This window comes from Enterobacter asburiae (assembly GCF_024599655.1).
In the GTDB taxonomy this organism is placed as follows: domain Bacteria; phylum Pseudomonadota; class Gammaproteobacteria; order Enterobacterales; family Enterobacteriaceae; genus Enterobacter; species Enterobacter asburiae_D.
Map to the genome: position 1 here is coordinate 3460071 of NZ_CP102247.1, position 24479 is coordinate 3484549.

22 protein-coding genes are annotated in these 24479 nt (G+C 57.6%); 17 read left to right on the forward strand and 5 right to left on the reverse strand.

Annotated elements, in window-relative coordinates; all coding sequences use genetic code 11:
• Nucleotides 1–23 precede the first annotated feature (23 nt).
• Entirely contained in the window at nucleotides 24–2237 is a 2214-nt protein-coding gene (ybiO, locus tag NQ230_RS16505) for a mechanosensitive channel protein (RefSeq protein WP_257258284.1), read from the forward strand.
• Between the two features lie 48 nt (nucleotides 2238–2285).
• Here the strand turns inward: ybiO and rlmF are convergent, their stop codons facing one another.
• The gene (gene rlmF / locus NQ230_RS16510) at nucleotides 2286–3197 is read right to left on the reverse strand and encodes a 23S rRNA (adenine(1618)-N(6))-methyltransferase RlmF (protein WP_159513701.1); all 912 of its coding nucleotides are present in this window, start codon (nucleotides 3195–3197) and stop codon (nucleotides 2286–2288) included.
• A gap of 243 nt (nucleotides 3198–3440) precedes the next feature.
• Between rlmF and mcbA the strand changes: the two genes are divergently transcribed.
• From mcbA to ybiJ, 3 genes are all read left to right on the forward strand, one after another.
• Complete coding sequence (mcbA, locus tag NQ230_RS16515) at nucleotides 3441–3707, forward strand: DUF1471 family periplasmic protein McbA (protein ID WP_121425390.1); 267 nt, start codon at nucleotides 3441–3443, stop codon at nucleotides 3705–3707.
• A gap of 122 nt (nucleotides 3708–3829) precedes the next feature.
• Nucleotides 3830–4096 (forward strand): DksA/TraR family C4-type zinc finger protein, encoded by a 267-nt coding sequence (locus NQ230_RS16520; RefSeq protein ID WP_029739810.1) that lies wholly within the window; start codon nucleotides 3830–3832, stop codon nucleotides 4094–4096.
• Nucleotides 4097–4381: 285 nt separating this feature from the next.
• Nucleotides 4382–4642: a DUF1471 family protein YbiJ gene (ybiJ, locus tag NQ230_RS16525; protein WP_257258290.1), complete on the forward strand. Its 261-nt coding sequence runs from the start codon at nucleotides 4382–4384 to the stop codon at nucleotides 4640–4642.
• 116 nt (nucleotides 4643–4758) lie between these two features.
• Here the strand turns inward: ybiJ and ybiB are convergent, their stop codons facing one another.
• The gene (gene ybiB, locus NQ230_RS16530) at nucleotides 4759–5721 is read right to left on the reverse strand and encodes a DNA-binding protein YbiB (protein ID WP_257258292.1); all 963 of its coding nucleotides are present in this window, start codon (nucleotides 5719–5721) and stop codon (nucleotides 4759–4761) included.
• A gap of 256 nt (nucleotides 5722–5977) precedes the next feature.
• Here ybiB and NQ230_RS16535 point away from each other — a divergent pair, with 256 nt between their 5' ends.
• From NQ230_RS16535 to NQ230_RS16555, 5 genes are all read left to right on the forward strand, one after another.
• Nucleotides 5978–6514 carry a fimbrial protein gene (locus NQ230_RS16535; RefSeq protein WP_024908718.1) on the forward strand — a complete coding sequence of 179 codons (537 nt, stop codon included), beginning with the start codon at nucleotides 5978–5980 and terminating at the stop codon, nucleotides 6512–6514.
• Between the two features lie 68 nt (nucleotides 6515–6582).
• Nucleotides 6583–7257 carry a fimbrial biogenesis chaperone gene (locus tag NQ230_RS16540; RefSeq protein ID WP_159513699.1) on the forward strand — a complete coding sequence of 225 codons (675 nt, stop codon included), beginning with the start codon at nucleotides 6583–6585 and terminating at the stop codon, nucleotides 7255–7257.
• Between the two features lie 27 nt (nucleotides 7258–7284).
• Entirely contained in the window at nucleotides 7285–9828 is a 2544-nt protein-coding gene (locus tag NQ230_RS16545; RefSeq protein ID WP_257258294.1) for a fimbria/pilus outer membrane usher protein, read from the forward strand.
• A gap of 21 nt (nucleotides 9829–9849) precedes the next feature.
• Nucleotides 9850–10839 (forward strand): fimbrial protein, encoded by a 990-nt coding sequence (locus NQ230_RS16550; RefSeq protein ID WP_257258295.1) that lies wholly within the window; start codon nucleotides 9850–9852, stop codon nucleotides 10837–10839.
• Between the two features lie 5 nt (nucleotides 10840–10844).
• On the forward strand, nucleotides 10845–11348 hold the full coding sequence (locus NQ230_RS16555) for a fimbrial protein (protein WP_257258296.1): 504 nt from the start codon (nucleotides 10845–10847) through the stop codon (nucleotides 11346–11348).
• On the opposite strand, the gene dinG is transcribed toward NQ230_RS16555, so the two are convergent.
• Nucleotides 11335–13512 carry an ATP-dependent DNA helicase DinG gene (dinG, locus tag NQ230_RS16560; RefSeq protein WP_257258297.1) on the reverse strand — a complete coding sequence of 726 codons (2178 nt, stop codon included), beginning with the start codon at nucleotides 13510–13512 and terminating at the stop codon, nucleotides 11335–11337. The genes NQ230_RS16555 and dinG overlap by 14 nt on opposite strands.
• 97 nt (nucleotides 13513–13609) lie before the next feature.
• Nucleotides 13610–14995, reverse strand: coding sequence for an ATP-dependent RNA helicase RhlE (rhlE, locus tag NQ230_RS16565; RefSeq protein WP_257258298.1), 1386 nt, complete (start codon nucleotides 14993–14995; stop codon nucleotides 13610–13612).
• A 207-nt stretch (nucleotides 14996–15202) separates the two neighbouring features.
• Between rhlE and cecR the strand changes: the two genes are divergently transcribed.
• The 5 genes from cecR to NQ230_RS16590 all read left to right on the forward strand — a co-directional run bounded on the left by cecR (nucleotide 15203) and on the right by NQ230_RS16590 (nucleotide 20931).
• Entirely contained in the window at nucleotides 15203–15880 is a 678-nt protein-coding gene (gene cecR, locus NQ230_RS16570) for a transcriptional regulator CecR (protein WP_121425396.1), read from the forward strand.
• Nucleotides 15877–16872, forward strand: a complete 996-nt coding sequence (gene hlyD, locus NQ230_RS16575; protein ID WP_159513695.1) for a secretion protein HlyD — start codon at nucleotides 15877–15879, stop codon at nucleotides 16870–16872. The genes cecR and hlyD overlap by 4 nt, the downstream gene beginning before the upstream one ends.
• A complete protein-coding gene (locus tag NQ230_RS16580) occupies nucleotides 16865–18604 on the forward strand; it encodes an ATP-binding cassette domain-containing protein (RefSeq protein WP_159513694.1) in 1740 nt (579 codons plus the stop codon). The genes hlyD and NQ230_RS16580 overlap by 8 nt, the downstream gene beginning before the upstream one ends.
• Complete coding sequence (locus NQ230_RS16585; RefSeq protein WP_193940191.1) at nucleotides 18594–19727, forward strand: ABC transporter permease; 1134 nt, start codon at nucleotides 18594–18596, stop codon at nucleotides 19725–19727. The genes NQ230_RS16580 and NQ230_RS16585 overlap by 11 nt, the downstream gene beginning before the upstream one ends.
• Nucleotides 19728–19824: 97 nt before the next feature.
• Nucleotides 19825–20931, forward strand: coding sequence for an ABC transporter permease (locus NQ230_RS16590; protein ID WP_023310860.1), 1107 nt, complete (start codon nucleotides 19825–19827; stop codon nucleotides 20929–20931).
• On the opposite strand, the gene NQ230_RS16595 is transcribed toward NQ230_RS16590, so the two are convergent.
• Nucleotides 20893–21303 (reverse strand): YbhQ family protein, encoded by a 411-nt coding sequence (locus NQ230_RS16595; RefSeq protein ID WP_014883088.1) that lies wholly within the window; start codon nucleotides 21301–21303, stop codon nucleotides 20893–20895. The genes NQ230_RS16590 and NQ230_RS16595 overlap by 39 nt on opposite strands.
• Before the next feature lie 133 nt (nucleotides 21304–21436).
• On the opposite strand from NQ230_RS16595, the gene NQ230_RS16600 reads away from it, so the two are divergent.
• The 3 genes from NQ230_RS16600 to NQ230_RS16610 are packed head-to-tail and all read left to right on the forward strand — an operon-like array spanning nucleotide 21437 to nucleotide 24395.
• On the forward strand, nucleotides 21437–22198 hold the full coding sequence (locus NQ230_RS16600) for an endonuclease/exonuclease/phosphatase family protein (RefSeq protein ID WP_023334979.1): 762 nt from the start codon (nucleotides 21437–21439) through the stop codon (nucleotides 22196–22198).
• Nucleotides 22195–23433: a cardiolipin synthase ClsB gene (gene clsB / locus NQ230_RS16605; protein ID WP_063143110.1), complete on the forward strand. Its 1239-nt coding sequence runs from the start codon at nucleotides 22195–22197 to the stop codon at nucleotides 23431–23433. The genes NQ230_RS16600 and clsB overlap by 4 nt, the downstream gene beginning before the upstream one ends.
• Nucleotides 23433–24395, forward strand: a complete 963-nt coding sequence (locus NQ230_RS16610; protein ID WP_159513692.1) for a lysylphosphatidylglycerol synthase domain-containing protein — start codon at nucleotides 23433–23435, stop codon at nucleotides 24393–24395. The genes clsB and NQ230_RS16610 overlap by 1 nt, the downstream gene beginning before the upstream one ends.
• Nucleotides 24396–24479: the final 84 nt, after the last annotated feature.

Sequence of the window (24479 nt, forward strand, 5' to 3'; positions counted from 1 at the left end):
CGACATTTTCACCGGAGGACGCCGTGCCGTGGATCCTGTTGCTGTTGATAAGCCTGTTTAGTGCGCCATCGTTCGCCGTCGCGATCCCCGGCGTCACCGCCGGAACCACCGCGACGACGAACAGCACGCCGCCACCCGAGCCCGATGCCGAACAGAAAAAAGCGGCCTACAGCGCCCTTGCCGACGTCCTCGAGAACGACACATCCCGACAGGAACTCATTGGGCAGCTGCGGAAAGTGGCCGCCACGCCGCCGCAGGCGGAGGTGCCAACCCTCACACCTCCGCAGGTTGAGGAGCAAAAAACGGTGCTGGAAAACGTCACCGACGTGAGCCGCCACTACGGGGAAGCGCTCTCCTCGCGCTTCGCTCAGCTATACCGAAACCTGATTGGCTCACCGCATAAGGCATTTAACCCGCAAACGTTCACCGCCGCCGCCACGCAGTTCCTGATGCTGGCGGGTGCGGTATTTCTTTTTTACTGGCTGGTGCGCCTGTGCGCGTGGCCGCTGTACCGCAAAATGGGGCAATGGGGACGCAGGAAGAATCAGCAGAAAAGCAGCTGGCTGCACCTGCCGTTGATGATAGCCTCAGCGTTTATCATCGATTTACTGCTGCTGGCGATGACGCTGTTTTTAGGCCAGATGCTGGCCGACAGGCTGAATGCAGGCAACAAAACCATCGCCTTCCAGCAGTCGCTTTTCCTGAATGCCTTTGCCCTGATTGAGTTCTTCAAGGCGCTGCTGCGGTTACTCTTTTGTCCGCACGTGCCGGAGCTGCGTCCTTTCTCCATTCGGGATGCGAGCGCGAAGTACTGGGCGCTGCGCCTGAGCGTGCTCAGCGGGCTGATTGGCTACGGTCTGCTGGTTGCCGTGCCGATCATCTCCAACCAGGTGAACGTCCAGTTTGGCGCGCTGGCAAACGTGCTGATCATGATCTGCATTACCGTCTGGTCGCTGTACCTTATCTTCCACAATAAAAAAACCATTACCCAAAGCCTGCTGAATCTGGCCGATCGCTCCCTGTCGTTCTTTAGCCTCTTTATTCGCGCGTTCGCCCTGGTGTGGCACTGGCTGGCAAGCGCTTACTTCATCGTACTATGCTTCTTCTCGCTGTTTGACCCGGGCAATAGCCTGAAATTTATGATGGGGGCGACGTTCAAAAGCCTGGCCATTATCGGCATCGCGGCCTTTGTGTCGGGGCTGCTGTCGCGCTGGATCTCGAAAACCATCACCCTGTCGCCGCAGGTCCAGCGGAGTTATCCGGAACTGCAAAAGCGGGTAAACGGCTGGATGTCGGTATCGCTCAAAGTGGCGCGCATTCTCACCGTCTGCGTGGCGATTATGCTGCTCCTGAATGCGTGGAGCCTGTTTGATTTCTGGAACTGGCTGCACAACGGTGCGGGTGAAAAAACGGTCGATATCCTGATTCGCATCGCGCTGATTCTGTTCTTCTCCGCCGTCGGCTGGACGCTGCTGGCGAGTCTTATTGAGAACCGTCTGGTCTCGGATATTCACGGCAGGCCCCTGCCCAGCGCGCGGGCAAGAACGCTGTTAACGCTGTTCCGCAACGCGCTGGCGGTGATTATCAGCACCATCACCATCATGATCGTGCTGTCGGAAATCGGCGTGAATATCGCCCCGCTGCTGGCGGGTGCCGGTGCCCTGGGGCTGGCCATCTCCTTCGGCTCACAAACGCTGGTGAAGGATATTATTACCGGCATCTTTATTCAGTTTGAGAACGGGATGAACACGGGCGATCTGGTGACCATCGGGCCGTTAACCGGCACCGTGGAGAGGATGTCCATCCGTTCGGTTGGCGTGCGCCAGGACACCGGGGCGTACCACATCATTCCCTGGTCTTCGATCACCACCTTCGCCAACTTTGTGCGCGGCATTGGTTCCGTGGTGGCGAACTACGATGTGGATCGCCACGAGGATGCGGACAAAGCGAAGCAGGCGCTGCGCGATGCGGTAGAAGAACTGATGGAGATGGAGGATATCCGCGGACTGGTGATCGGAGAGCCATCATTTGCCGGCATCGTCGGGCTGACGAATACGGCGTTTACCCTGCGCGTGTCGTTCACCACCCAGCCGCTGAAGCAGTGGACGGTACGCTTTGCGCTCGACAGCATGGTGAAGAAACACTTTGACCTGGCGAACGTGCGGATGCCCGTGCAGACCTATCAGGTATTGCCGCCGCCCGCATCGCCGCTCCCTCCGCAGGAGCCGACGCTGTAACCTGGTTGCCGGGTGGCGGCTTCGCCTTACCCGGCCTACGACGGGGTGCTATTTGCGACGTTTGTTGTTGTCCATAAACGTCCAGGCGATAAAGCGGCTCTGTTTCTGGCCCTGCGCCATCTCTTTTTTCACCACTTTTACGGCGCCCGCTTCGGTCAGCGCGCGGTAGAGCGGTGGCAGGTTATCCCCCCGGGAAACCAGCGTCGTGAACCACTTCACCTGACGGCCAAACTGTTTGCTTTCCGCAATCATGCGCAGGATAAACGCCACTTCGCCCCCTTCACACCAAAGCTCCTGCTGCTGACCACCGAAGTTCAGCGCGGCATCCTCGTCCTGGCCCAGGTTACGGCGCTTGCGCTCGCTGCCCGCACGGGCCGATGCCGCCGAATCATGGAACGGCGGATTGCACATCGTGGCGTCATAGCTTTCGTTTTTGTGAATAATGCCGTTGAAGATCGACGCCGCGTCTTTCTGACGACGCAGGCGAATGGCGCGGCTCAATCCCGGGTTAGCGCTGATAATCGCCTGGGCACTGGCAAAGGCCTCGTCACCGATTTCGCTTCCGGTAAAGCGCCACTGATATTCGTGCGCGCCGATCAGCGGGTAAATCAGGTTCGCCCCGGTGCCAATATCCAGGATGGTGGCCTGCTGTGGAACGACACCCTCGTTGCCTTCGGCAAGAAGGTCGGCAAGGTGATGAACGTAGTCAGCGCGGCCCGGCACAGGTGGACAGAGAAAGCCTTCCGGAATATCCCAGTGAGCCACACCGTAAAAATGCGCCAGCAGGGCTTTGTTCAGCATTTTAACCGCCTGCGGGTCAGCAAAGTTGACCGAGGGCTCACCCGCTGGGGTCTGAACAAGATAGTCCTGCAGCGGCGGGCAGCTCAGGCACAACGCGTTCATGTCGTAGCGGCTGCGGTGGCGATTTCGCGGGTGCAATCCCGGCTTTTGGGCAGTCATGGCATTCTCCTTTAAACAGCGGCGTAAGATACCCTTTGCAGGCCCAACGGTAAATCTTTCTCTGCGACGCTCAAAAAATCGCCATAAATCAAACACCTTTATGTCTATGATCCGTCAGCGAATTGTCAATTTATATCGTTCAAAAAATAAGCAGATCATCATCAAATATTTGCGCTAAGTCACACTCGTCAGGCTTCTAAACTTAAAGGGAATCACCTGTTGTTTCCTCATGAGGATGTGATTATGAAAAAGTACCTGACCCTTGCTGTTATCGCAGCCGCCCTGGCGACCGCGTCCTTCTCTGCCATGGCCGTTCAGTCACTGACCCAGAATACCGATACGAGCCAGCTACGCCCTGCGGGCACCGTTTCGGTAAGCCGTGCCAGCAACCTTGACGATCTGCAGGCTAAGCTCGCCGAAAAAGCTCGTCAGGAAGGTGCAAAAGGATTCGTGGTGAACTCCGCTGGCGGAGATAACCATATGTACGGCACTGCGACCATCTATAAATAACCTGTCTCTTCTGCAAGACTGCATCTGCCCAACGGGTGCAGTTCTCTTCTCCCTTCGCCTTGATTGTTCATTTTTTAACCCCATAGTAAACGTATGGCCTAAACCGATTTCAGGAGGATGCTATGGCTTCCGGCTGGGCAAATGACGACGCTGTTAACGAACAGATCAACAGTACAATTGAAGATGCGGTTGCGCGTGCCCGCGGTGAAATTCCGCGCGGCGAAAGCTTAACGGAATGCGAAGAATGCGGAGAACCCATTCCGGAGGCGCGCCGAAAAGCCATTCCCGGCGTACGGCTTTGCATTACCTGTCAGCAGCATAAAGATTCAAAAAATGCGTCGCACTCGGGATATAATCGCAGAGGTTCGAAAGACAGCCAGTTACGTTGACTTTGCTTTACCAAAGTTAACCGAGCCCGCGCGTTCCTTTACGCTCACGATTTTTAGCCAGACGCGTAGCAAAACGTGCCCTTCTTATCGCTTCTGTAAAGCGCATCCGCAAGAAGTGTAAAGCGGTGCTTTGAATTTATTAATATTCAATAAGTTATTTTTCATTCAATTTTTTTGAGCAACCACGTCAATTCTCTTCGATTTTATCACTCGCGAAAAACCGTGATACTTATCACATCGACGGAACATCGTCCCCTTAACAGAAACACCTGCGAGAGATTAATTATGAAAACCATCAAATATGCTGTAGCTGCTGTTGCCCTGTCCGCTCTGTCTTTCGGCGCTTTCGCTGTAGAGCCTGTCTCTTCTACTCAGGCACAGAACATGAACAAAGTCGGTGTGGTGAGTGCTGATGGCGCAACCACCCTGGACGGTCTGGAAGCCAAACTGGCTGAGAAAGCCGCTGCTGCCGGTGCAACCGGATACACCATTACCTCCGCTAACGGCAATAACAAGCTGAGCGGTACCGCGGTTATCTACAAATAATCGACTGAATGAATGTTGTACCCTCGCCATACCCTCTGGTGAGCTGCTCCACCCTCATTGACCCTGTTGTTGTTACCCTTGCTTGCCCGTCCGCCACTGGACGGGCTTTTTTTTGTCTAAAACATCTGCGCCACGCGTTCAAGCCCGCCCTGGACGGATTCCACTTCTCCGGTTGCCAGCAAACAGCAGGCCATCTGCAGCTTGATCGAATGCGGAACCGGAACATTTCCGGCAAGGCACTGCTCAATCCAGTGGGCTGTAGTATGGGGATCTTTTGCCTCAGGCAATATCACACCGGTATTCTCTTCCCCGCGTTCCAGAACGGCGTGCGTACCGGCAGAATCGATCAGCATCACCTGCGGACAGCGCTGCGGGTTCGCATAAACCTCGCCCTCCGTGCCGTGCATCAGTAACGCCCTCCCGCCAATAGCCTCAAAGAACTGCCCCACGCGCGCCACGTATTCCGGGTGCGAAACGCTGGAGAGACGCAGGGCGGCATCTTCGCCAAACGGCGTGGCCAGTTTCGCCAGCGTGTGCGCGCTGTTGCGCACGCCCATGCGCCAACGCATATCGAGCTGCTTTTCCAGCGGCGGACAGAGTGTGCCGACCGGGATATAAACAGGCTGATGACCGTCCAGCTTCGCCTGCGCCTGACCGGCATGACGCGTTGGCTCGATGCCCAGCATCCCGAAAATGGTCTCCGTCAGCACGCGGGTGGGATCTTCGCTTACGCCGTGCACCACCACCGGGAACCCCAGCTTGTGCAATAAGATAGCGAGCAGCGGGGTTAAGTTTGCCTGCTTGCGCGCGCCGTTGTAGCTCGGGATGACGATCGGCATCGGCTTTGCCACGGGCGGCGTTAAGCGCAGCGTTTGCGCCTGCATGGCTTCATAGAACCCGCGCATCTCCGCCTCACCTTCCCCTTTGATACGCAGCGCGATCAGAATGCCCCCCATCTCCAGGTCGGGGACGTCGCCCTCAAGCATGCGGGTATAAAGCGCACGCGCGGTTTCATGGTCCAGATCGCGGGCATGATTTTTCCCGCGCCCTACCTCTTTGATAATTTTGCGATAATCCACGACATCTCTCCTGACAGCATCATCTTGTTAACAATATAGCCCTGATGATTGCCAGGCCGTTAGTGTTTTATCCCCGAACCCAACGCGCTGTTTTAATGAAAAAAAATAAACACAAGCAATTTTTCAATTATTTGTGATTTCTATAGAAGATTCTTAGCTATACATTTTTTGATTAAATAACCAGCGGAAAGTCATTAAGGGTCAACGGTGAAAACGTCCAGGCAACGTTCGCACCAGTCACATACCAGGATTTACTATGAACAAGGTTGCTTTAGGTTTATTCATCGCCGCAGCGGTGGGGTGTTCTGCATCCGCATTTGCGGCAACAAACGGCGAAGGTCAGATCAACTTCACCGGGGAAATTATTGATTCAGCGTGTCAGGTGGTTAATGGGTTGAGTAACCCGTTAAACGTTCAGTTAGGCAAAGTCTCTAAAACGGTATTTACCGGTGCAGGCTCCACCAGTACGTTAACAAAGTTCGATATTCAGTTAAAAGACTGTCCGGAAACCGTTACCTCCGCCGCGATTAACTTCGGCGGAACGCCGGATGCAAATAACAACGCTACGCTGGCATTAACGCCGGATGTGGATGCGGCAACGGGCGTAGCTATTCAGCTGGTTGACGCTTCCGAGCAGCCGGTGAGTCTTTACACCCCTTCTCAGCAATATCCGTTAGCCTCCGGTACGGCGGTTAACGACCTGATATTCGGTGCCCGCTATATTCAAACCGGGGCCGCGATTACCGCAGGTCCGGCTAATTCCGTTTCGACCTTCACCGTTATCTATAACTGATATTATCAATCCTGAGATATTAACGCGTTTATACGCGTTAATATCTCTTCTATTATTGAGAAATATTTATGCGCCACGGTTATTTACTGAGCACGCTTTTACTGGCGGCCGCCACTGCACACGCAGGTGTCATTATTAATGGCACACGTCTGGTCTACCAGGGAGATAAAAAGGAATCGTCTCTTGGTCTTTCAAACCCGGATACAACGGATTATCTGGTACAGTCCTGGGTCGATTCTGGCGGTAAAAACCTGGCCAAAGCCCCTTTCCTGATAACCCCCCCGCTTTTTCGCCTGGATGCGAAAGAGGATAACGTTCTGCGCGTGGTGCGCACCGGCGGTAATTTACCGGAAGACCGTGAATCCTTGTACTGGCTGAATATCAAAGCCATCCCTTCGTCTAAGCACGTTGACGGGATGAATACCCTGCAAATTGCCATTAATACGCGTATTAAATTGTTGTATCGCCCATCGGCGGTGAAAGGCAAACCGGAAGATGTCGCCAATAAACTTGAGTGGCATCGCGAGGGTAACGATCTGGTCGTTAATAACCCGACGCCTTTCTATATGAATTTCCAGAAGGTGACGCTGAACGGCCACAAAGTGGATAAAGCCACGTGGGCAATTCCGGAAACGGAAACGCATTTCGCCTTACCTGGCAACGTCAGCGGTTCAACCGTCGCGTATTCCATTATTACGGATTACGGCAGCATCAGCCAGACCTGGTCGAAATCAGTCCACTAATATCACACGCAGATAATTACGATAATCATGTACAGCCATAAAAAGCCGTTCACCTGCCGAATTTCATCCCTGCTGGTCATTCTCTGTGGCCTGGCACTGGCGATCTTTGCGCAGCAGGTTATGGCTGATGATTATTTTAACCCGGCGCTGCTGGATATTGATAATCCGCAGCAGGGTAAGACCGATCTGTCGATTTACGAAAAAGGGCCAGGGCAGGCTCCGGGTAAATATCAGGTCGCTATCTTTATCAACAATAATAAAATTGATACCCGCGACGTCACGTTCACATTGCAAAAAGATTCACACGGCAGCAGTTCGCTCCAGCCCTGCTTTAGCCTGAGCGATTTAAAAAGCCTTGGGATCAAAACCCGAAAATATCCGGCGCTGATGGCAAAAGGCCAGTGCGCTGATTTAACCGCCATCCCGGCAGCCTCCGCGTCGTTTCACGTTCGCAATCAGCAGCTGCTGCTCAGTATTCCACAGCTGGCCCTGGGCCAGGTTCCACGCGGCTATATCGACCCGAAAGAATTCGACGAGGGGATCACCGCGGGCATTCTTAACTACAGCGCGACCGCCAGCCAGAGCCATGCGCGTCAGCCGGGCGAGGAGGACAACAGCAGCCAGTACGTTAACCTGCGTCCCGGTTTTAACGTCGGTGCCTGGCGCGTACGCAACTACTCCACGTGGAATCGCAGCACCCAGGGCAAGGAAGAGCAGCAAAAATTCTCCTCCGTTTATACCTACGCCCAGCGCGATATCGTGGCGATGAAGAGCGATCTCACCGTTGGGCAAAGCTCTTCGCCTTCTGATGTTTTTGACAGCGTGCCCTACACCGGCGTGGAGCTTAAATCCGACAGCGACATGCTGCCGGACAGCGAGAAAGGCTATGCGCCGATCATTCGCGGCACCGCACACAGCAACGCGCTGGTGATGGTTCGCCAGAACGGCTACGTCATTTATCAGAACACGGTCGCCCCCGGCGCGTTTGAAATTAACGATCTCTACCCTACCGGCAGCAGCGGCGATCTGCAGGTCACCGTGAAAGAGACCGACGGCAGCGAAAGCCATTTCGTGGTGCCGTATGCCTCCGTGCCGGTACTGCAGCGTGAAAAAAACCTGCGCTACAGCGTGACCGCCGGGCGGTACCGTTCTTACGACAAAGACGTCGAGAAGACGCCGTTTGCCCAGGGCAGCGCGATCTACGGCCTGCCGTATGGTTTCACCGCTTACGGCGGCGTGCAGCAGAGCAGCCACTATCAGTCCCAGGCGCTCGGCGCCGGGAAAAACATGGGCGATCTCGGGGCGTTCTCCATCGACGTCACACGCGCGAAAGCCCTGCTGAAAAAGCAGCAGTCCAGCAAGGGCCAGTCCTGGCGCGTGCGCTACAGCAAAGATTTTGCCGGTTCAGGCACCAACTTCTCGCTCGCGGGCTATCGCTACAACAGCAAAGGGTTTTACACCCTGGAAGACACCATGGAGTCATATACCCGCTCTGACGACTGGTCTGCCCCCCAGCAGCGCCGCGCCCGAACCGAGGCCACCATCGACCAGACGCTGCCTGAAGGCTGGGGATCCGTCACCCTGAGCATGGTGAAAGAGACTTACTGGAGCCAGAACCAGGACATGACTTCCATGAGCGTCAGCTACAACAACAGCTGGCACGGGGTGAGCTACAGCCTGAGCTACAGCATGAACAAAAACACCAACGACAGTGATGAAGACGGTAATCAAGTGACGAACGACAACCAGTTCTCGCTGAACGTCTCCGTTCCGCTGGACCACTGGATGCACAACACCTGGGCCACCTACAACCTGAACAATACCAAAGACGGTACTACGCAGAATATCGGCCTGAACGGCACGGCGCTGAAGGAAGATAACCTGAACTGGAATATCCAGCAGGGGCTGAGCAGTACCGGCAGCGGTAACTCAACAAGCATGAACGCTGATTACAAAGCGACCTATGGCGAAGTGAGCGCAGGCGTCAGTCAGGATAAATACCAGCAGAGCGTTAACGTTGGGTTGCAGGGCGGCGTGGTTGCCCATGCGAACGGCATCACCCTGAGCCAGCCGCTCGGTGAGACCATCGCGCTGGTGAAAGCACCCGGCACGCACGGGACGCATATCGCTAACCAGACGGGCGTGGAGACCGATTTCCGCGGCTATACCGTCGTGCCGTTTGTTACCGCGTATCGCCACAACACTATCGCGCTGGATACCGAAACGCTGCCGGACAACGCCGACGTGACGCACGCGGCGCAGGTAGTGACCCCAACACGCGGCGCCGTGGTGCGCGCCAGCTTTAACACCCGCGTGGGCAGTCGCGTTCTGATGACGCTCACGAAAAACGGTAAACCGCTGCCCTTCGGCGCAACGGTAACCACGGAGGATAAGGACAGCGAGTTTATTGTCGGTAACGACGGGCAGACCTACCTCTCGGGCCTGCCGCAGCAAGGGCATCTCAGCGTTTCCTGGGGACAGGATGCGAGCGAGCACTGCGTCGCTGACTATGCGCTAACGGATGAGAAAGAGAAAACCAGCATCATTAACGCTGCCGCGCAGTGTCATTGATACCTCGATTGGGCAAACAGTATGCAAATGATCAAACAGTGTTTTTTCTTATTGGTTCTTGGAACGGCGGCATTGTTTATGCCGCACGCAAAGGCAACCTGCACGTCGCCAGATATGCCGAAAATGATTAACGTGGCCTCCATATCCGTTCCGACTACGCTTGCCGTTGGCGAGACGATCCCCGGTACGGAGCAAACCGTTCATATTGCGGGTAATTGCGATCAAAGCGGCGACAAAGGTCTTGAGATTGTCTCTTGCTACTACGGTTCGGGAGCGGAAATTCCGGGGCTGAAGGGCGTATACGATTCTGGCGTGCCGGGTGTTGGCGTGGCGTTGAAGAATGAAGAGGGTCAGCGTATTAGCGGCGCTGGCGGAGTGCAGTGCGATTCGCGCGGAACGCCGATTGGTTACGTCTCTTCCGACGGGTCGCAGTCGTTTAGCTTTCAGGTCACGCTTGAGCTGGTCAAAACGAGCGATACCGTGTCATCAGGAACCCTGGTGCAGGCCCAAACCCAGTTCGGTATCGGCGTTTTTGGTCATGAAGGGATTGGCAATCCAAACGATATTGCGTATTCCGGCAACGTCATTCTTCATCAGGTAACCTGCTCCGTCCTGCCGAAAAACCTCACCGTAAATCTCGGCGATTTCCCGGTCAGTGATTTCATTAGCATAGGGACGTTATCCAGCCCAGAACAAAACTTTGACGTCACGGTGAACTGCGACAGCACCGTACAACCCGAGGTCAAAATTACCAGCTCAAACGGCTATGAAACGGCGTTTGAAGGGGTGCTGAAACTCACGCAACAGCCCGGAGCCGCGACGGGTGTCGGCGTCAGAATGCTGTTCGACAACAACATCGCCACGTTTGATACCTACGTCAATACCCGTAGCGAAGCCATCGCCAACGAAACGCTGACAATTCCATTCCAGGTTCGCTACGAGCAGGTCAGCGACGTGGTGACCCCGGGTCCTGCTAACACCGTTGCCACCATCACCCTCGCCTATAAGTGACCAACATGAAAAAAATCATTGCTCTCCTGGCGCTTGGGCTTATTGCCCAGGCACACGCCGACGATATTCAGATCCAGATGACGGGGAATATTTACGCCAACACCTGCGCCATCGACAGCGCGAGCCGCAACCTGACGGTGGATTTAGGCCAGGCGGTGTCGGGCAATTTTAAAGACGTGGGGGATACCGGTGAGTGGAAAGACTTTTCCCTGTCGGTGTCGCACTGCCCGGCCACGCTGGCGCTTGCCACCGCCTTTTTCTACGGCCAGGCAGACAGCGCGCACCCGACAAAATTCGCCAACACCGGCAGCGCGAAAGGGCTGGCGCTGGAGCTGGCTGACCGTCAGGACAAGATCCTCATTGCCCCACGGGCAGCCTTTAACGTCGCCATTAATCCGAGTGACCACACGGCGACCTTTCCGCTCTCCGCGCGCTATTACGCCACCTCCATGCCCGTCAGCGCCGGGACGTTCAGCAGCGTGATTCAGGTGACCTTCACTTACCAGTAGGACCGCGCCCCTTAGCACGGATGCTTTTCTTACGCCCGGCGGCCAGTTTTGCCGGGCGTTTTTTTACCTCCGGCACCTCCGGCTGTTCGATCGGGAAGATCGGCAGCGCGTTCAGAAGCCGCTGGCCGTAATTTTTGGTGAGCAAACGTTTGTCATAAATCACCACCTCGCCCCAGCAGCCGTGGCTACGAATCAGACGCCCGACCTGCTGAATCAGGTTAAACGACGCCGCGGGTAAACTCTGCACCTCAAACGGATAGCGGTTGAGGCTTTTCAGCCACTCCCCTTCGGTGATCACCACCGGGCTGTCGATGGGCGGGAAGGCGATTTTATGAATATGCACCTGCGTGAGGTAGTCCCCTTTTAAATCCAGACCTTCAGCAAACGACTGCAGCCCCACCAGCACGCTGCGCTCTCCGCTATCAATGCGCTTGCGGTGGGTTTCCACCAGCCGGTAGCGCGGCTGATCGCCCTGCACCAGCAGCAATAAACGCAGATCGGTGACGTGCTCCAGGAAGCGCTGCATCGCCCGCCCGCTGGCAAACAGCACCAGCATGCCGGGGTACTTTTTACTCTCGACCTGTTCGCGGAAGTAGGCCGCCATCTCCGCAACGTGCTGCTCTTCGTTATCGATAAGCGGCTCAAACGTCATGCGCGGAATAACCAGCTTGCCCTGCTCGCAGTGGTTAAAAGGCGAGTCCAGCGCCACAAAACGGTCGCCCGCTTTCTCTTTTAGCCCGCTCATCTCCTGCAAACGAGAAAAACTGTTCAGGGAGCGCAGCGTGGCGGAGGTGACAACCACGTGCGGCACGCTGCGCCAGATCAGCTTTTCCAGCTGATCGGCCACGCGGATGCCCACGCAGTGGAAAAAGAGGTGCACCTGCCCGTCCCGCACGTCGCGGGTGGCCCATTTGGTGACCGGCGCGCCGGACGCCTGCGCCATCGAGGCCAGCCGCCAGAGCTTGCTCTGCGCTTCAAACATCCCCAGCGCGCGGTTCATCTGCAGCAGAACGCGGTGCAGACGCACCACGTCGTGCGAGCCGGTTTTCTCGCTCAGATCGTTTAAGAACATCTCCGCCAGCCCGCGCAGCTTTTCCAGATGCTTCGCCAGCTGCTGGCAGATCTCCATCACCTCTTCCGGTAGCTCTCCCATCGCAAAGCGGTGTTCGGCTTCCTGGGTTGCCGGAAGATAAAGATTCAGGATGTTGTTCAGCGATGAGATGAGACTATACACCTCTTCACAGTGGTCGCTCAGCCGCTCCGGCACCGCCAGCGGCGGCGTGGTTTTCGGGCGGAACTGCTCCATGCAGGTGGCCACCAGCTTGCAGAAGAGATCCAGCTGCAGGCGGAACCACGGAGCGGTGATTTCGGCGCTCATCTCCAGCGCGTCACGCGCCACGTCCGGCAGATGATGGCCTTCATCAAGCACCAGCAGCAGGTTTTTAGGCTCCGGCAGCACCGCTTCGCTCTCCAGCGCCGCCATCACCAGCGCGTGGTTGGCGACTACCACCTCCGCCTCCTGAATCTCGCGCCGGGCGACAAAGAACGGGCACTCGCGGTAGTAGTGACAGTTGCGGTTGAGGCAGCTCGCTTTGTCGGTGCTGAGCCTGCGCCACAGATCGTCGCTGATGGCCTGGCTGGTGTGATCCCGCAGGCCGTCCCACTTATAGCCGTCGAGCTCGACTTTGAGCTTTGCACACTGCTCCTGCTCGGCCTTATTGTTTGGCGTCAGCTCGTCATCCAGAAACGCGAGCAGATCCTGCTGATTCGGCTCGCTGCTGGCAAGCGCCGCCAGGTTACGCGGACACACGTAACGCCCGCGCCCAAAGGCTGCCGTAAACCGCAGGTCAGGGATAATTTTGCGCAGCAGCGGTAAATCTTTGCTGAAGATCTGATCCTGCAGCGCCACGTTGGCGGTGCTGACCACCAGCGTTTTGTCCTCTTCCCGCGCAATCGCGATGCCGGGAATGAGATACGACAAGGTTTTCCCGACGCCGGTCGGGGCTTCAATCGCCAGATGTCGCCCGTCGTCCCCGGCGAGCGTTTTTGCCACGTCGGCAATCATCTGCCGCTGCGGCGCTCGGGGGATAAAGTCGGGGATCTGCTGTTGTAGCGCCTTATACCATGCGCCAATTTGCGCCTTAAGCGCAGCGGTTAAAGCCATTGGAAAACCTGAAATACTGTATAAACAGCCACTATTGTGGCACTTTCTCTTCGCTGCCGCAAAAAGAAAAGCCCGGCTTTACGACCGGGCTTCCAGATTACTGCGGGTTAGCAGGTTTACGCGGGCGGCGTCGACGCTGCCCTTCCCCTGCAGGTTTCCCTTCGCCGCTGCGCCACGGGCTTTCACCCGCCGGTTTGCTGTCGTTGTTGCGACGCGGCGGTTTGCCGGACGATTTCGGCGCGCCGCCTTCGGCACGACGCGGCTGCTGACCACGACCGCCGCCGCCCTGGCCACGTCCACCGCCACCCTGACGACCGTTCTGAATCGGCTCGGCTTTGATCGACGGATCCACTTCGTAACCCGGGGTTTCGATGCGCGGGATCTCTTTCTTCAGCAGGCGTTCGATGTCGCGCAGCAGCTTGTGCTCGTCCACGCAGACCAGAGAAAGCGCTTCACCGGTTGCCGCCGCGCGGCCGGTACGACCGATACGGTGAACGTAATCTTCCGGCACGTTTGGCAGCTCGTAGTTCACCACGTGCGGCAGCTCTTCAATGTCGAGGCCACGGGCAGCGATGTCGGTCGCCACCAGCACGCGGATGTCGCCGGATTTGAAGTCTGCCAGCGCGCGGGTACGCGCGCCCTGGCTCTTGTTACCGTGGATCGCCGCGCTGCGGATGCCGTCTTTATTCAGCTGTTCCGCCAGGTGGTTGGCGCCGTGCTTGGTGCGGGTAAAGACCAGCACCTGCTGCCAGTTACCCTGGCCGATCATCTGGGAGAGCAGTTCCCGCTTGCGCTTTTTATCAACAAAGTGAACGTGCTGCGTCACCTGCTCAGAGGCGGTGTTGCGACGCGCCACTTCCACTTCCAGCGGGTTATGCAGCAGCTTTTCCGCCAGCGCCTTGATCTCGTCGGAGAAGGTCGCGGAGAAGAGCAGGTTCTGACGACGCGCGGGCAGCTTGGCCAGCACGCGGCGAATGTCGTGAATAAAGCCCATGTCGAGCATGCGGTCGGCTTCGTCCAGCACCAGAATTTCAACCTGGTCCAGCTTAACCGCGTTCTGATGCTCAAGATCCAGCAGGCGGCCTGGGGTAGCAACCAAAACGTCAACGCCGCTGCGCAGCTTCATCATCTGCGGGTTGATGCTGACCCCGCCGAAGACCACCAGCGAGCGAATGTTGAGGTAGCGGCTGTACTCACGCACGTTCTCACCAATCTGGGCTGCCAGCTCGCGGGTTGGGGTCAGGATAAGGGCACGAACCGGACGACGGCCTTTGGCGTGCGGCTGGTTTTTTACCAGCAGCTCTAACAGCGGCAGCGTAAAGCCCGCGGTTTTACCTGTGCCGGTCTGGGCGCTGGCCATCAGGTCACGGCCCTGCAGGACGGCAGGAATAGCCTGCTGCTGGATTGGGGTTGGCTCAACGTAGCCCTGCTCTGCGATCGCGCGCAGAATTTCCGGGTTCAGGCCAAGGGAATCAAAAGACATAAAAACTCCGAACCGCCCCGACCATCACAGGTGTAGTTTTCAGGGAGATATAACGAATAGGGGAGGACAAAAACCACAATGTCGCGAAGGAGCGGAGTGTAGCAGCTTTTGTGACGTGGCGCATAAAATATCCCTCCGCATTCCCTCGACGTGAGCGTAAATCAGGCATAATCTTAATCAATCGATTGATTAATTCTTAATGCCGCCATGAATACGACACCCACAACAACCAAAGGTGAACAGGCCAAAAATCAGCTTATCGCCGCCGCGCTGGCGCAGTTTGGTGAGTACGGGCTGCATGCGACCACGCGCGATATTGCCGCGCTGGCCGGGCAGAACATTGCGGCTATTACCTACTATTTTGGCTCAAAAGAGGATTTATACCTCGCCTGCGCCGAGTGGATCGCCGATTTTATCGGCACGCAGTTTCACCCGCACGTTGAGGAAGCCACCGCGCTGCTCGGCCAGCCGTCGCCCGATCGCGCCGCCGTTCGCCAGCTTATTCTCAATGCCTGCCACGATATGATCCGCCTGCTGACGCACGACGATACGCTCAACCTGAGCAAGTTTATCTCCCGGGAGCAGCTCTCCCCCACAGTCGCCTATCAGCGGGTGCACGATCGGGTGATTGAGCCAATGCACTCACACCTGACCCGGCTGATCGCCGCCTATACCGGTCGGGATGCCGGTGATACCGAGACGGTTTTGCATACCCACGCCCTGCTGGGTGAAATCCTTGCCTTCCGTCTGGGCAGGGAAACTATCCTGTTACGCACCGGCTGGACACAATTTGATGAGGATAAAGCCGCGCAGATTAGCAAGGTGATCGCCTGTCACGTCGATCTGATCCTGCAAGGCTTAACGCAAAGGAGCCTGAAGTCATGAAAAAACCTGTCGCCATCATTCTGGTGGTTGTTGTTTTGCTTGCCGCTGGAGTCGGTGGATGGCTGTGGTACCAGAGCCATCAGGATAAAGGCCTGACGCTGTACGGTAACGTGGATATTCGCACGGTGAATATGAGCTTCCGCGTCGGTGGACGTCTCGCCTCGCTGAGTGTGGACGAAGGCGATGCTATTAAAACCGGGCAGACGCTGGGAATGCTGGATAAAGCGCCCTATGAGAATGCGCTGATGCAGGCCAAAGCGGGCGTTTCCGTCGCTCAGGCGCAGTATGACCTGATGCTGGCAGGCTATCGCGACGAAGAGATCGCCCAGGCCGCCGCCGCGGTCAAACAGGCGCAGGCCGCCTATGACTACGCGCAGAACTTCTACGCGCGCCAGCAGGGACTGTGGAAAAGCCGCACCATTTCCGCCAACGATCTGGAAAATGCGCGCTCGTCCCGCGACCAGGCGCAGGCCACGCTGAAGTCCGCGCAGGATAAGTTAAGCCAGTACCGCACCGGTAACCGCGCGCAGGATATTGCCCAGGCGAAAGCCAGCCTTGAACAGGCGCAGGCACAGCTGGCGCAGGCAGAGCTGGATCTGCACGACACCACCTTAATCGCGCCGTCTGACGGCACGCTGATGACCCGCGCCGTGGAGCCGGGCAGCATGCTCAGCGCGGGCAGCACCGTCTTAACGCTCTCCCTGACCCGCCCGGTGTGGGTGCGAGCCTACATTGACGAGCCAAATCTCGGCCAGATGCAGCCGGGCCGCGAGCTGCTGCTCTATACCGACGGCCGCCCGGACAAGCCGTATCACGGCAAGGTGGGCTTTGTCTCCCCTACCGCCGAATTCACGCCGAAAACCGTTGAAACACCGGACCTGCGTACCGACCTCGTGTATCGCCTGCGCATCATCGTCACCGATGCGGACGACGCGCTGCGTCAGGGCATGCCCGTCACCGTAAAAGTAGACAGCGGGGAACGACATGAATGACGCGGTTATTCAGCTCAATAATCTGGTCAAACGCTTCGCGGGAATGGACAAACCGGCCGTCGCGCCGCTGAACTGCACCATCCAGAAAGGCTACGTGACCGGTCTGGTCGGCCCGGACGGCGCGGGGAAAACCACGCTGATGCGGATGCTGGCGGGGTTGCTCAAGCCGGATGAAGGATCGGCCAGCGTGCTCGGTCTTGACCCGATAAAAGACGACGGCGCGCTCCACGCCATGCTCGGCTATATGCCGCAGAAGTTTGGCCTGTATGAAGACCTGACGGTGATGGAAAACCTGAACCTGTACGCCGACCTGCGCAGCGTCACCGGCGAAACCCGACAGAAAACCTTCGCGCGCCTGCTGGAGTTTACCTCCCTCGGCCCGTTCACCGACCGGCTGGCGGGCAAGCTCTCCGGCGGGATGAAGCAGAAGCTGGGGCTGGCCTGCACGCTGGTCGGCGAGCCGAAAGTGCTGCTGCTGGACGAGCCCGGCGTCGGCGTAGACCCCATTTCGCGACGTGAACTGTGGCAGATGGTGCACGAGCTGGCGGGCGACGGGATGCTGATCCTCTGGAGCACCTCCTACCTCGACGAAGCGGAACAGTGCCGGGACGTGCTGCTGATGAACGAAGGCGAACTGCTTTATCAGGGCGAGCCGACGACGCTGACGCAGAGCATGGCCGGACGCAGCTTCCTGCTACACAGCCCGCAGGAGTCCAACCGCAGGCTGCTGCAGCGGGTGCTCAGGCTGCCGCAGGTCAGCGACGGGATGATCCAGGGCCGCTCGGTGCGCATTATCCTCAAAAAAGAGGCCACCGCCGACGACGTTCGCCAGGCGCAGGGGATGCCTGAGATCGAAATAGAAGAGACCGCACCGCGCTTTGAGGACGCGTTTATCGACCTGCTGGGCGGCGCGGGTACGTCAGAGTCGCCGCTTGCCGCCATTCTGCATACGGTGGAAGGCACGCCGGGCGAAACGGTGATCGAAGCGAAATCGCTCACCAAAAAGTTCGGGGATTTCGCCGCCACCGATAACGTCAATTTCGCGGTTAAACGCGGCGAGATTTTTGGCCTGCTCGGGCCGAACGGCGCGGGAAAATCAACCACCTTTAAGATGATGTGCGGCCTGCTGGTGCCGACGTCCGGCAAGGCGCTGGTGCTGGACATGGATCTAAAGGTCAGCTCCGGCAAGGCGCGCCAGCATCTGGGATATATGGCGCAGAAGTTTTCCCTGTATGGCAACCTGACGGTCGAGCAGAATCTGCGCTTTTTCTCCGGCGTGTACGGCCTGCGCGGGCGCGCGCAGAACGAGAAAATCCGCCGCATGAGCGACGCCTTCGCGTTAACCAACATCGCCTCCCACGCCACCGACGAGCTGCCGCTCGGCTTTAAGCAGCGGCTGGCCCTGGCCTGCTCGCTGATGCACGAGCCGGATATTCTGTTTCTGGATGAACCGACCTCGGGGGTTGATCCCATTACCCGCCGCGAGTTCTGGCTGCATATCAACAGCATGGTGGAAAAAGGGGTGACCGTGATGGTGACTACCCACTTCATGGACGAGGCGGAGTACTGCGACCGCATCGGGCTGGTATATCGCGGCAAGCTGATTGCCCACGGCACGCCGGACGACCTGAAAAACCAGGCCGCCGACGATGAGGTCCCGGACCCGACCATGGAGCAGGCGTTTATCACCCTCATCCACGACTGGGATAAGGAGAATGCCCATGCGCAGTAATGCCCTTTCCTGGCGCAGGGTGCGCGCGCTGTGCGTTAAAGAGACGCGGCAGATCGTGCGTGACCCCAGCAGCTGGCTGATCGCGGTGGTGATCCCCCTGCTGCTGCTGTTTATCTTTGGCTACGGCATTAACCTGGACTCCAGCAAGCTGCGGGTCGGGATTTTGCTGGAGCAGCAGAGCGAAGAGGCGCTGGACTTCACTCACGCCATGACCGGGTCGCCCTACATTGACGCCACCATCAGCGACAGCCGACAGGAGCTGATCCAGAAAATGCAGGCCGGCAAAATTCGCGGTCTGATCGTCATTCCGGTGGATTTCGCCGCCAATATGGCGCGGGCAAATACCGATGCGCCAATCCAGGTGATTACCGACGGCAGCGAGCCGAACACCGCCAACTTCGTACAGGGCTACGCGGAGGGGATCTGGCAGCTCTGGCAAATGCAGCGCGCGGAAGACCGGGGCGAGACGTTTGAACCGCTCATCGACGTGCAGACGCGCTACTGGTTTAACCCTGCCGCCATCAGCCAGCACTTTATTATCCCGGGCGCGGTGACGATTATCATGACGGTAATCGGCGCGATACTGACCTCGCTGGTCATCGCCCGCGAGTGGGAGCGCGGCACGATGGAGGCGCTGCTCTCTACCGAAGTGACGCGCGTCGAGCTGCTGCTGTGCAAGCTCATCCCCTACTACTTCCTCGGCATGCTGGCAATGCTGCTCTGCATGCTGGTGTCAGTCTTTATCCTCGGCGTGCCGTACCGCGGCTCGCTGGTGGTGCTGTTCTTTATCACCAGCCTGTTTTTACTCAGCACGCTGGGCATGGGTCTGCTCATCTCCACCATCACCCGCAACCAGTTTAACGCCGCGCAGGTGGCGCTAAACGCCGCTTTTCTGCCGTCGATTATGCTGTCCGGGTTTATCTTCCAGATAGACAGTATGCCTGCGGTGATCCGCGCCGTGACCTACATCATCCCGGCGCGCTACTTCGTGAGCACCCTGCAAAGCCTGTTCCTGGCGGGGAATATTCCGGTGGTGCTGATTATCAACACCCTGTTTTTGATGGCGTCGGCGGTGATGTTTATCGGGTTGACGTGGATGAAAACCAAACGGCGGTTAGATTAACACCGTGCAAATATTTCGCCCGGTGGCGCTACGCTTACCGGGCCTACGATTTGTAGGTCGGGTAAGCGCAAGCGCCACCCGACTGGAGGACGATGCGATGTTTCACCGATTATGGACGTTAATACGCAAAGAGCTGCAATCCCTGCTGCGCGAGCCGCAAACCCGCGCCATTCTGGTCTTGCCGGTGCTGATCCAGGTACTGCTGTTCCCGTTTGCCGCCACCCTTGAGGTGACCAACGCCACCATCGCCATTTACAACGAAGACAACGGCAAGCATTCCGTCGAGCTAACGCAGCGCTTTGCCCGTGCGAAAGCCTTTACCCACATCCTGCTGCTGAAAAGCCCGCAGGAGATCCAGCCCACCATCGACACGCAAAAAGCGCTGCTGCTGGTGCGGTTCCCGGCGGATTTCTCCCGCAATCTGGATACCTTCCAGACCGCGCCGATGCAACTGATCCTCGACGGACGTAACTCCAACAGCGCCCAGATAGCGGCCAACTATCTGCAGCAGGTGGTGAAGGATTATCAGCAGGAGCTGATGGAGGGCAAACCGAAGCCCAACAACAGCGAGCTGGTGGTGCGTAACTGGTACAACCCGAATCTGGACTACAAGTGGTTCGTGGTACCGTCACTGATCGCCATGATCACCACCATCGGGGTGATGATCGTGACCTCCCTGTCCGTCGCCCGCGAGCGCGAACAGGGCACGCTGGATCAGCTGCTGGTCTCCCCGCTCGCCACCTGGCAGATTTTCGTCGGCAAAGCGGTGCCGGCGCTGATCGTCGCGACGTTCCAGGCCACCATCGTGCTGGGGGTGGGCATTTGGGCCTACCAGATCCCGTTCGCCGGTTCGCTGGCGCTGTTTTACTTCACGATGGTGATTTACGGGCTGTCGCTGGTGGGGTTTGGACTGCTGATCTCGGCGCTCTGCTCGACGCAGCAGCAGGCGTTTATCGGGGTATTCGTCTTTATGATGCCCGCGATTTTGCTCTCGGGCTATGTTTCTCCCGTCGAGAACATGCCAGTATGGCTACAGGATCTGACGTGGGTAAATCCGATTCGGCACTTTACGGACATCACCAAGCAAATCTATCTGAAGGATGCGAGTCTGGATATTGTCTGGGGAAGTTTGTGGCCGCTACTGGTGATTGCGGCCACGACGGGCTCAGTGGCGTACGCGATGTTTAGACGCAACATTGCGTAGCTTTTTCTCTTTGGTCAGCAACGAGACGACCGCAGGCCCTGCGAGAATTGCCAGACCCGCCAGGGCCAGCAGCAGGTTGTTTTGCAGCACGCGCGACAGCAGCCAAAGCACAATCATCGCGGCACCAAAATACCAGGTGGTGGTGAGCTCTTCGAGCACATCCCCCACCTCGCGCCAGCGCGCTTCATGGTGGCGCTGTAAGAACAGCATCGACAGCACGGTGACGCCATAAAGGACGCATAGCCCCAGGCCAACACGCACCAGCGTGCCGCTCATCCAGCCCATCACCAGTACGGCCACGACCAGTAAATGCAACATTATCTGCCAGCAACTCAGGCCAGTTGCGACACGAACACGTTGTTGCCACTTCATGGCTTCTCTCCTGAAGGATTTTTCTCTGCTTAATCAGACTACCGCACTTTACGGAAAATTCCGTAACGCCGCATCTTTTTGTGACGCCGACTACACTTTATTTTCATTGGGATAGTCACTCAGGAAGGAGCTTATGACTCAAAAAATGCAGCATTTCTCGCTTAAGGTGCTGACGATAAACATTCATAAGGGCTTCACAGCATTTAATCGCCGCTTCATTTTACCGGAGCTGCGCGACGCGGTTCGCACCGTCAGCGCGGATATTGTCTGCCTCCAGGAGGTGATGGGCGCACACGAAGTGCATCCGCTCCACTTTGAGAACTGGCCCGACACGCCGCACTATGAATTTCTGGCCGATACCATGTGGAGTGATTACGCCTACGGCCGCAACGCGGTCTACCCGGAAGGGCATCACGGAAACGCGGTGCTGTCCCGCTACCCCATTGAACATTACGAAAACCGCGACGTTTCCGTCGGGGAAAGCGAAAAACGCGGCCTGCTTTACTGCCGCATTACCCCGCCCGACCTCGAGCGACCTGTGCATGTCGGCTGTGTTCATCTGGGCCTTCGCGAAGCCCATCGTCAGGCGCAGCTGAAAATGCTGGCCGAATGGGCCAACGCCCTTCCCGAAGGTGAACCGGTGGTGGTGGCGGGTGATTTCAACGACTGGCGACAGCGGGCAAACCATCCGTTGAAGGTGGATGCCGGACTGGAGGAGATTTTTACTCGCGCCAACGGCAGGCCTGCGCGCACCTTCCCGGTCCGTTTCCCGCTGCTTCGGCTTGACCGCATCTACGTGAAAAATGCCCACGCCAGCAGCCCGACCGCCCTGGCGCTCCTTAACTGGCGACATCTTTCCGACCACGCGCCGCTCAGCGCGGAGATCCACCTATGAAATGTTCCTGGCAGGAAGGCAACCGAATCACGCTGCTGGTCAACGGGGACGAGTACTACCCGGCCGTGTTTAAGGCGATTGATAACGCTCAGCAGAAGGTGATCCTCGAGACCTTTATCTGGTTCGAAGATAACGTCGGCAAGCAGTTGCACAGCGTGCTGCTGCGCGCCGCACAGCGCGGCGTCACAATTGAAGTGTTGCTTGATGGCTATGGTTCGCCGGATCTCAGCGATGCGTTTGTCAATGAGTTGACCTCCGCGGGCGTGGTGTTCCGCTACTACGATCCCGGCCCTCGCCTGTTCGGCATGCGTACCAATCTTTTCCGCCGGATGCACCGCAAAATTGTGGTGGTGGACGAGACGGTGGCCTTTGTCGGCGGCATTAACTACTCCGCTGAGCATATGTCCGACTACGGCCCGGAGGCAAAGCAGGACTACGCCATTCGCATCGAAGGCCCGGTGGTGCAGGACATCTTACTGTTTGAGCTGGAGAACCTGCCGGGTAAAGAGGCCGTTCGCCGCTGGTGGAGACGCCGCCATCGCCCGGAAGAGAACCGGAAGCCCGGCGAAGCGCAGGCCCTTTTCGTCTGGCGGGATAACGGCGAGCACCGGGACGACATTGAACGTCATTATCTCAAGATGCTCGCCAACGCGAAGCGCGAAGTGATTATTGCTAACGCCTACTTTTTCCCGGGCTATCGTCTGCTGCACGCCATGCGCAATGCGGCCCGGCGCGGGGTACGCGTGAAGCTGATTGTGCAGGGCGAGCCGGATATGCCGATAGTCAAAGTCGGCGCGCGGCTGCTGTATAACTATCTGGTGAAGGGCGGCGTACAGATCTACGAATATCGCCGCCGACCGCTGCACGGCAAAGTGGCGCTGATGGACGATCACTGGGCAACCGTGGGCTCCAGCAATCTCGATCCGCTGAGCTTATCGCTCAATCTCGAGGCCAACCTGATCATTCACGATCGCCAGTTTAACCAGACCCTGAGGGATAACCTGCAGGCGTTGATCGTTAACGACAGCGTGCGCGTGGACGAATCCATGGTCCCCAAACGTACCTGGTGGAACCTGGGCATCAGCGTGGTGGTGTTCCACTTTCTGCGCCATTTCCCGGCCATGGTCGGCTGGCTGCCGGCGCATACGCCTAAGCTTGCGCAGGTCGACCCACCGGTACAACCGGAAATGGAAACCCAGGACCGTATTGAAGCGGAAGATGGAGGCAAACCCTGATGTCGAAATCGCATCCGCGCTGGCGGCTGGCAAAAAAGATCCTGACCTGGCTGTTTTTTATTGCGGTCGCGGTTCTGCTGGTGGTCTACGCGCAGAAAGTTGACTGGGAAGAGGTGTGGAAAGTCATCCGCAACTATAACCGGATGGTGCTGCTGGGCGCTGTAGGGCTGGTTATTGTGAGCTATCTGATGTACGGCTGCTATGACCTGCTGGGCCGAGCTTACTGCGGCCACAAGCTGGCCAAACGTCAGGTGATGCTGGTGTCGTTTATCTGCTACGCCTTTAACCTGACGCTGAGCACCTGGGTCGGCGGCATTGGCATGCGCTATCGCCTTTATTCGCGGCTCGGCCTGCCGGGCGGGACCATCACGCGCATTTTCTCATTGAGCATCACCACCAACTGGCTGGGTTATATTCTGCTCGGCGGGGTGATCTTCACCATCGGCGTGGTGCAGCTGCCCGCGCACTGGTATATCGATGAGGCCACGCTGCGCATTCTGGGCATCGTACTGCTACTGATCATCGCCGTTTATCTTTGGGCCTGCGCGTTTGCCAGACGCCGTCATATGACCATTAAAGGGCAAAAGCTGGTGCTGCCCTCATGGAAGTTTGCGGTGCTTCAGATGACCGTCTCCAGCGCCAACTGGATGGCGATGGGGGCCATTATCTGGCTGCTGATTGGCGAGGACGTGAACTACTTCTTCGTGCTGGGCGTGCTGCTGGTGAGCAGTATTGCGGGCGTGATTGTGCATATTCCGGCGGGGATCGGCGTGCTGGAAGCGGTATTTATCGCCCTGCTGGCCGGGGAGCATGTCTCTCAGGGCACGATTATCGCGGCCCTGCTGGCATACCGCATGCTGTATTACTTCCTGCCGCTGGCGCTGGCAACGGTCTGTTATCTGGTGCTGGAGAGTCGGGCGAAGAAATTACGGGCAAAGAATGAGAGGATGTTAGCGAAGTGAATAAGTCGGGTGGCGGCTTCGCCTTACCCGACCTACGGTTCGCGTTTCGTAGACCGGGTAAGGCGAAGCCGCCACCCGGCAAAA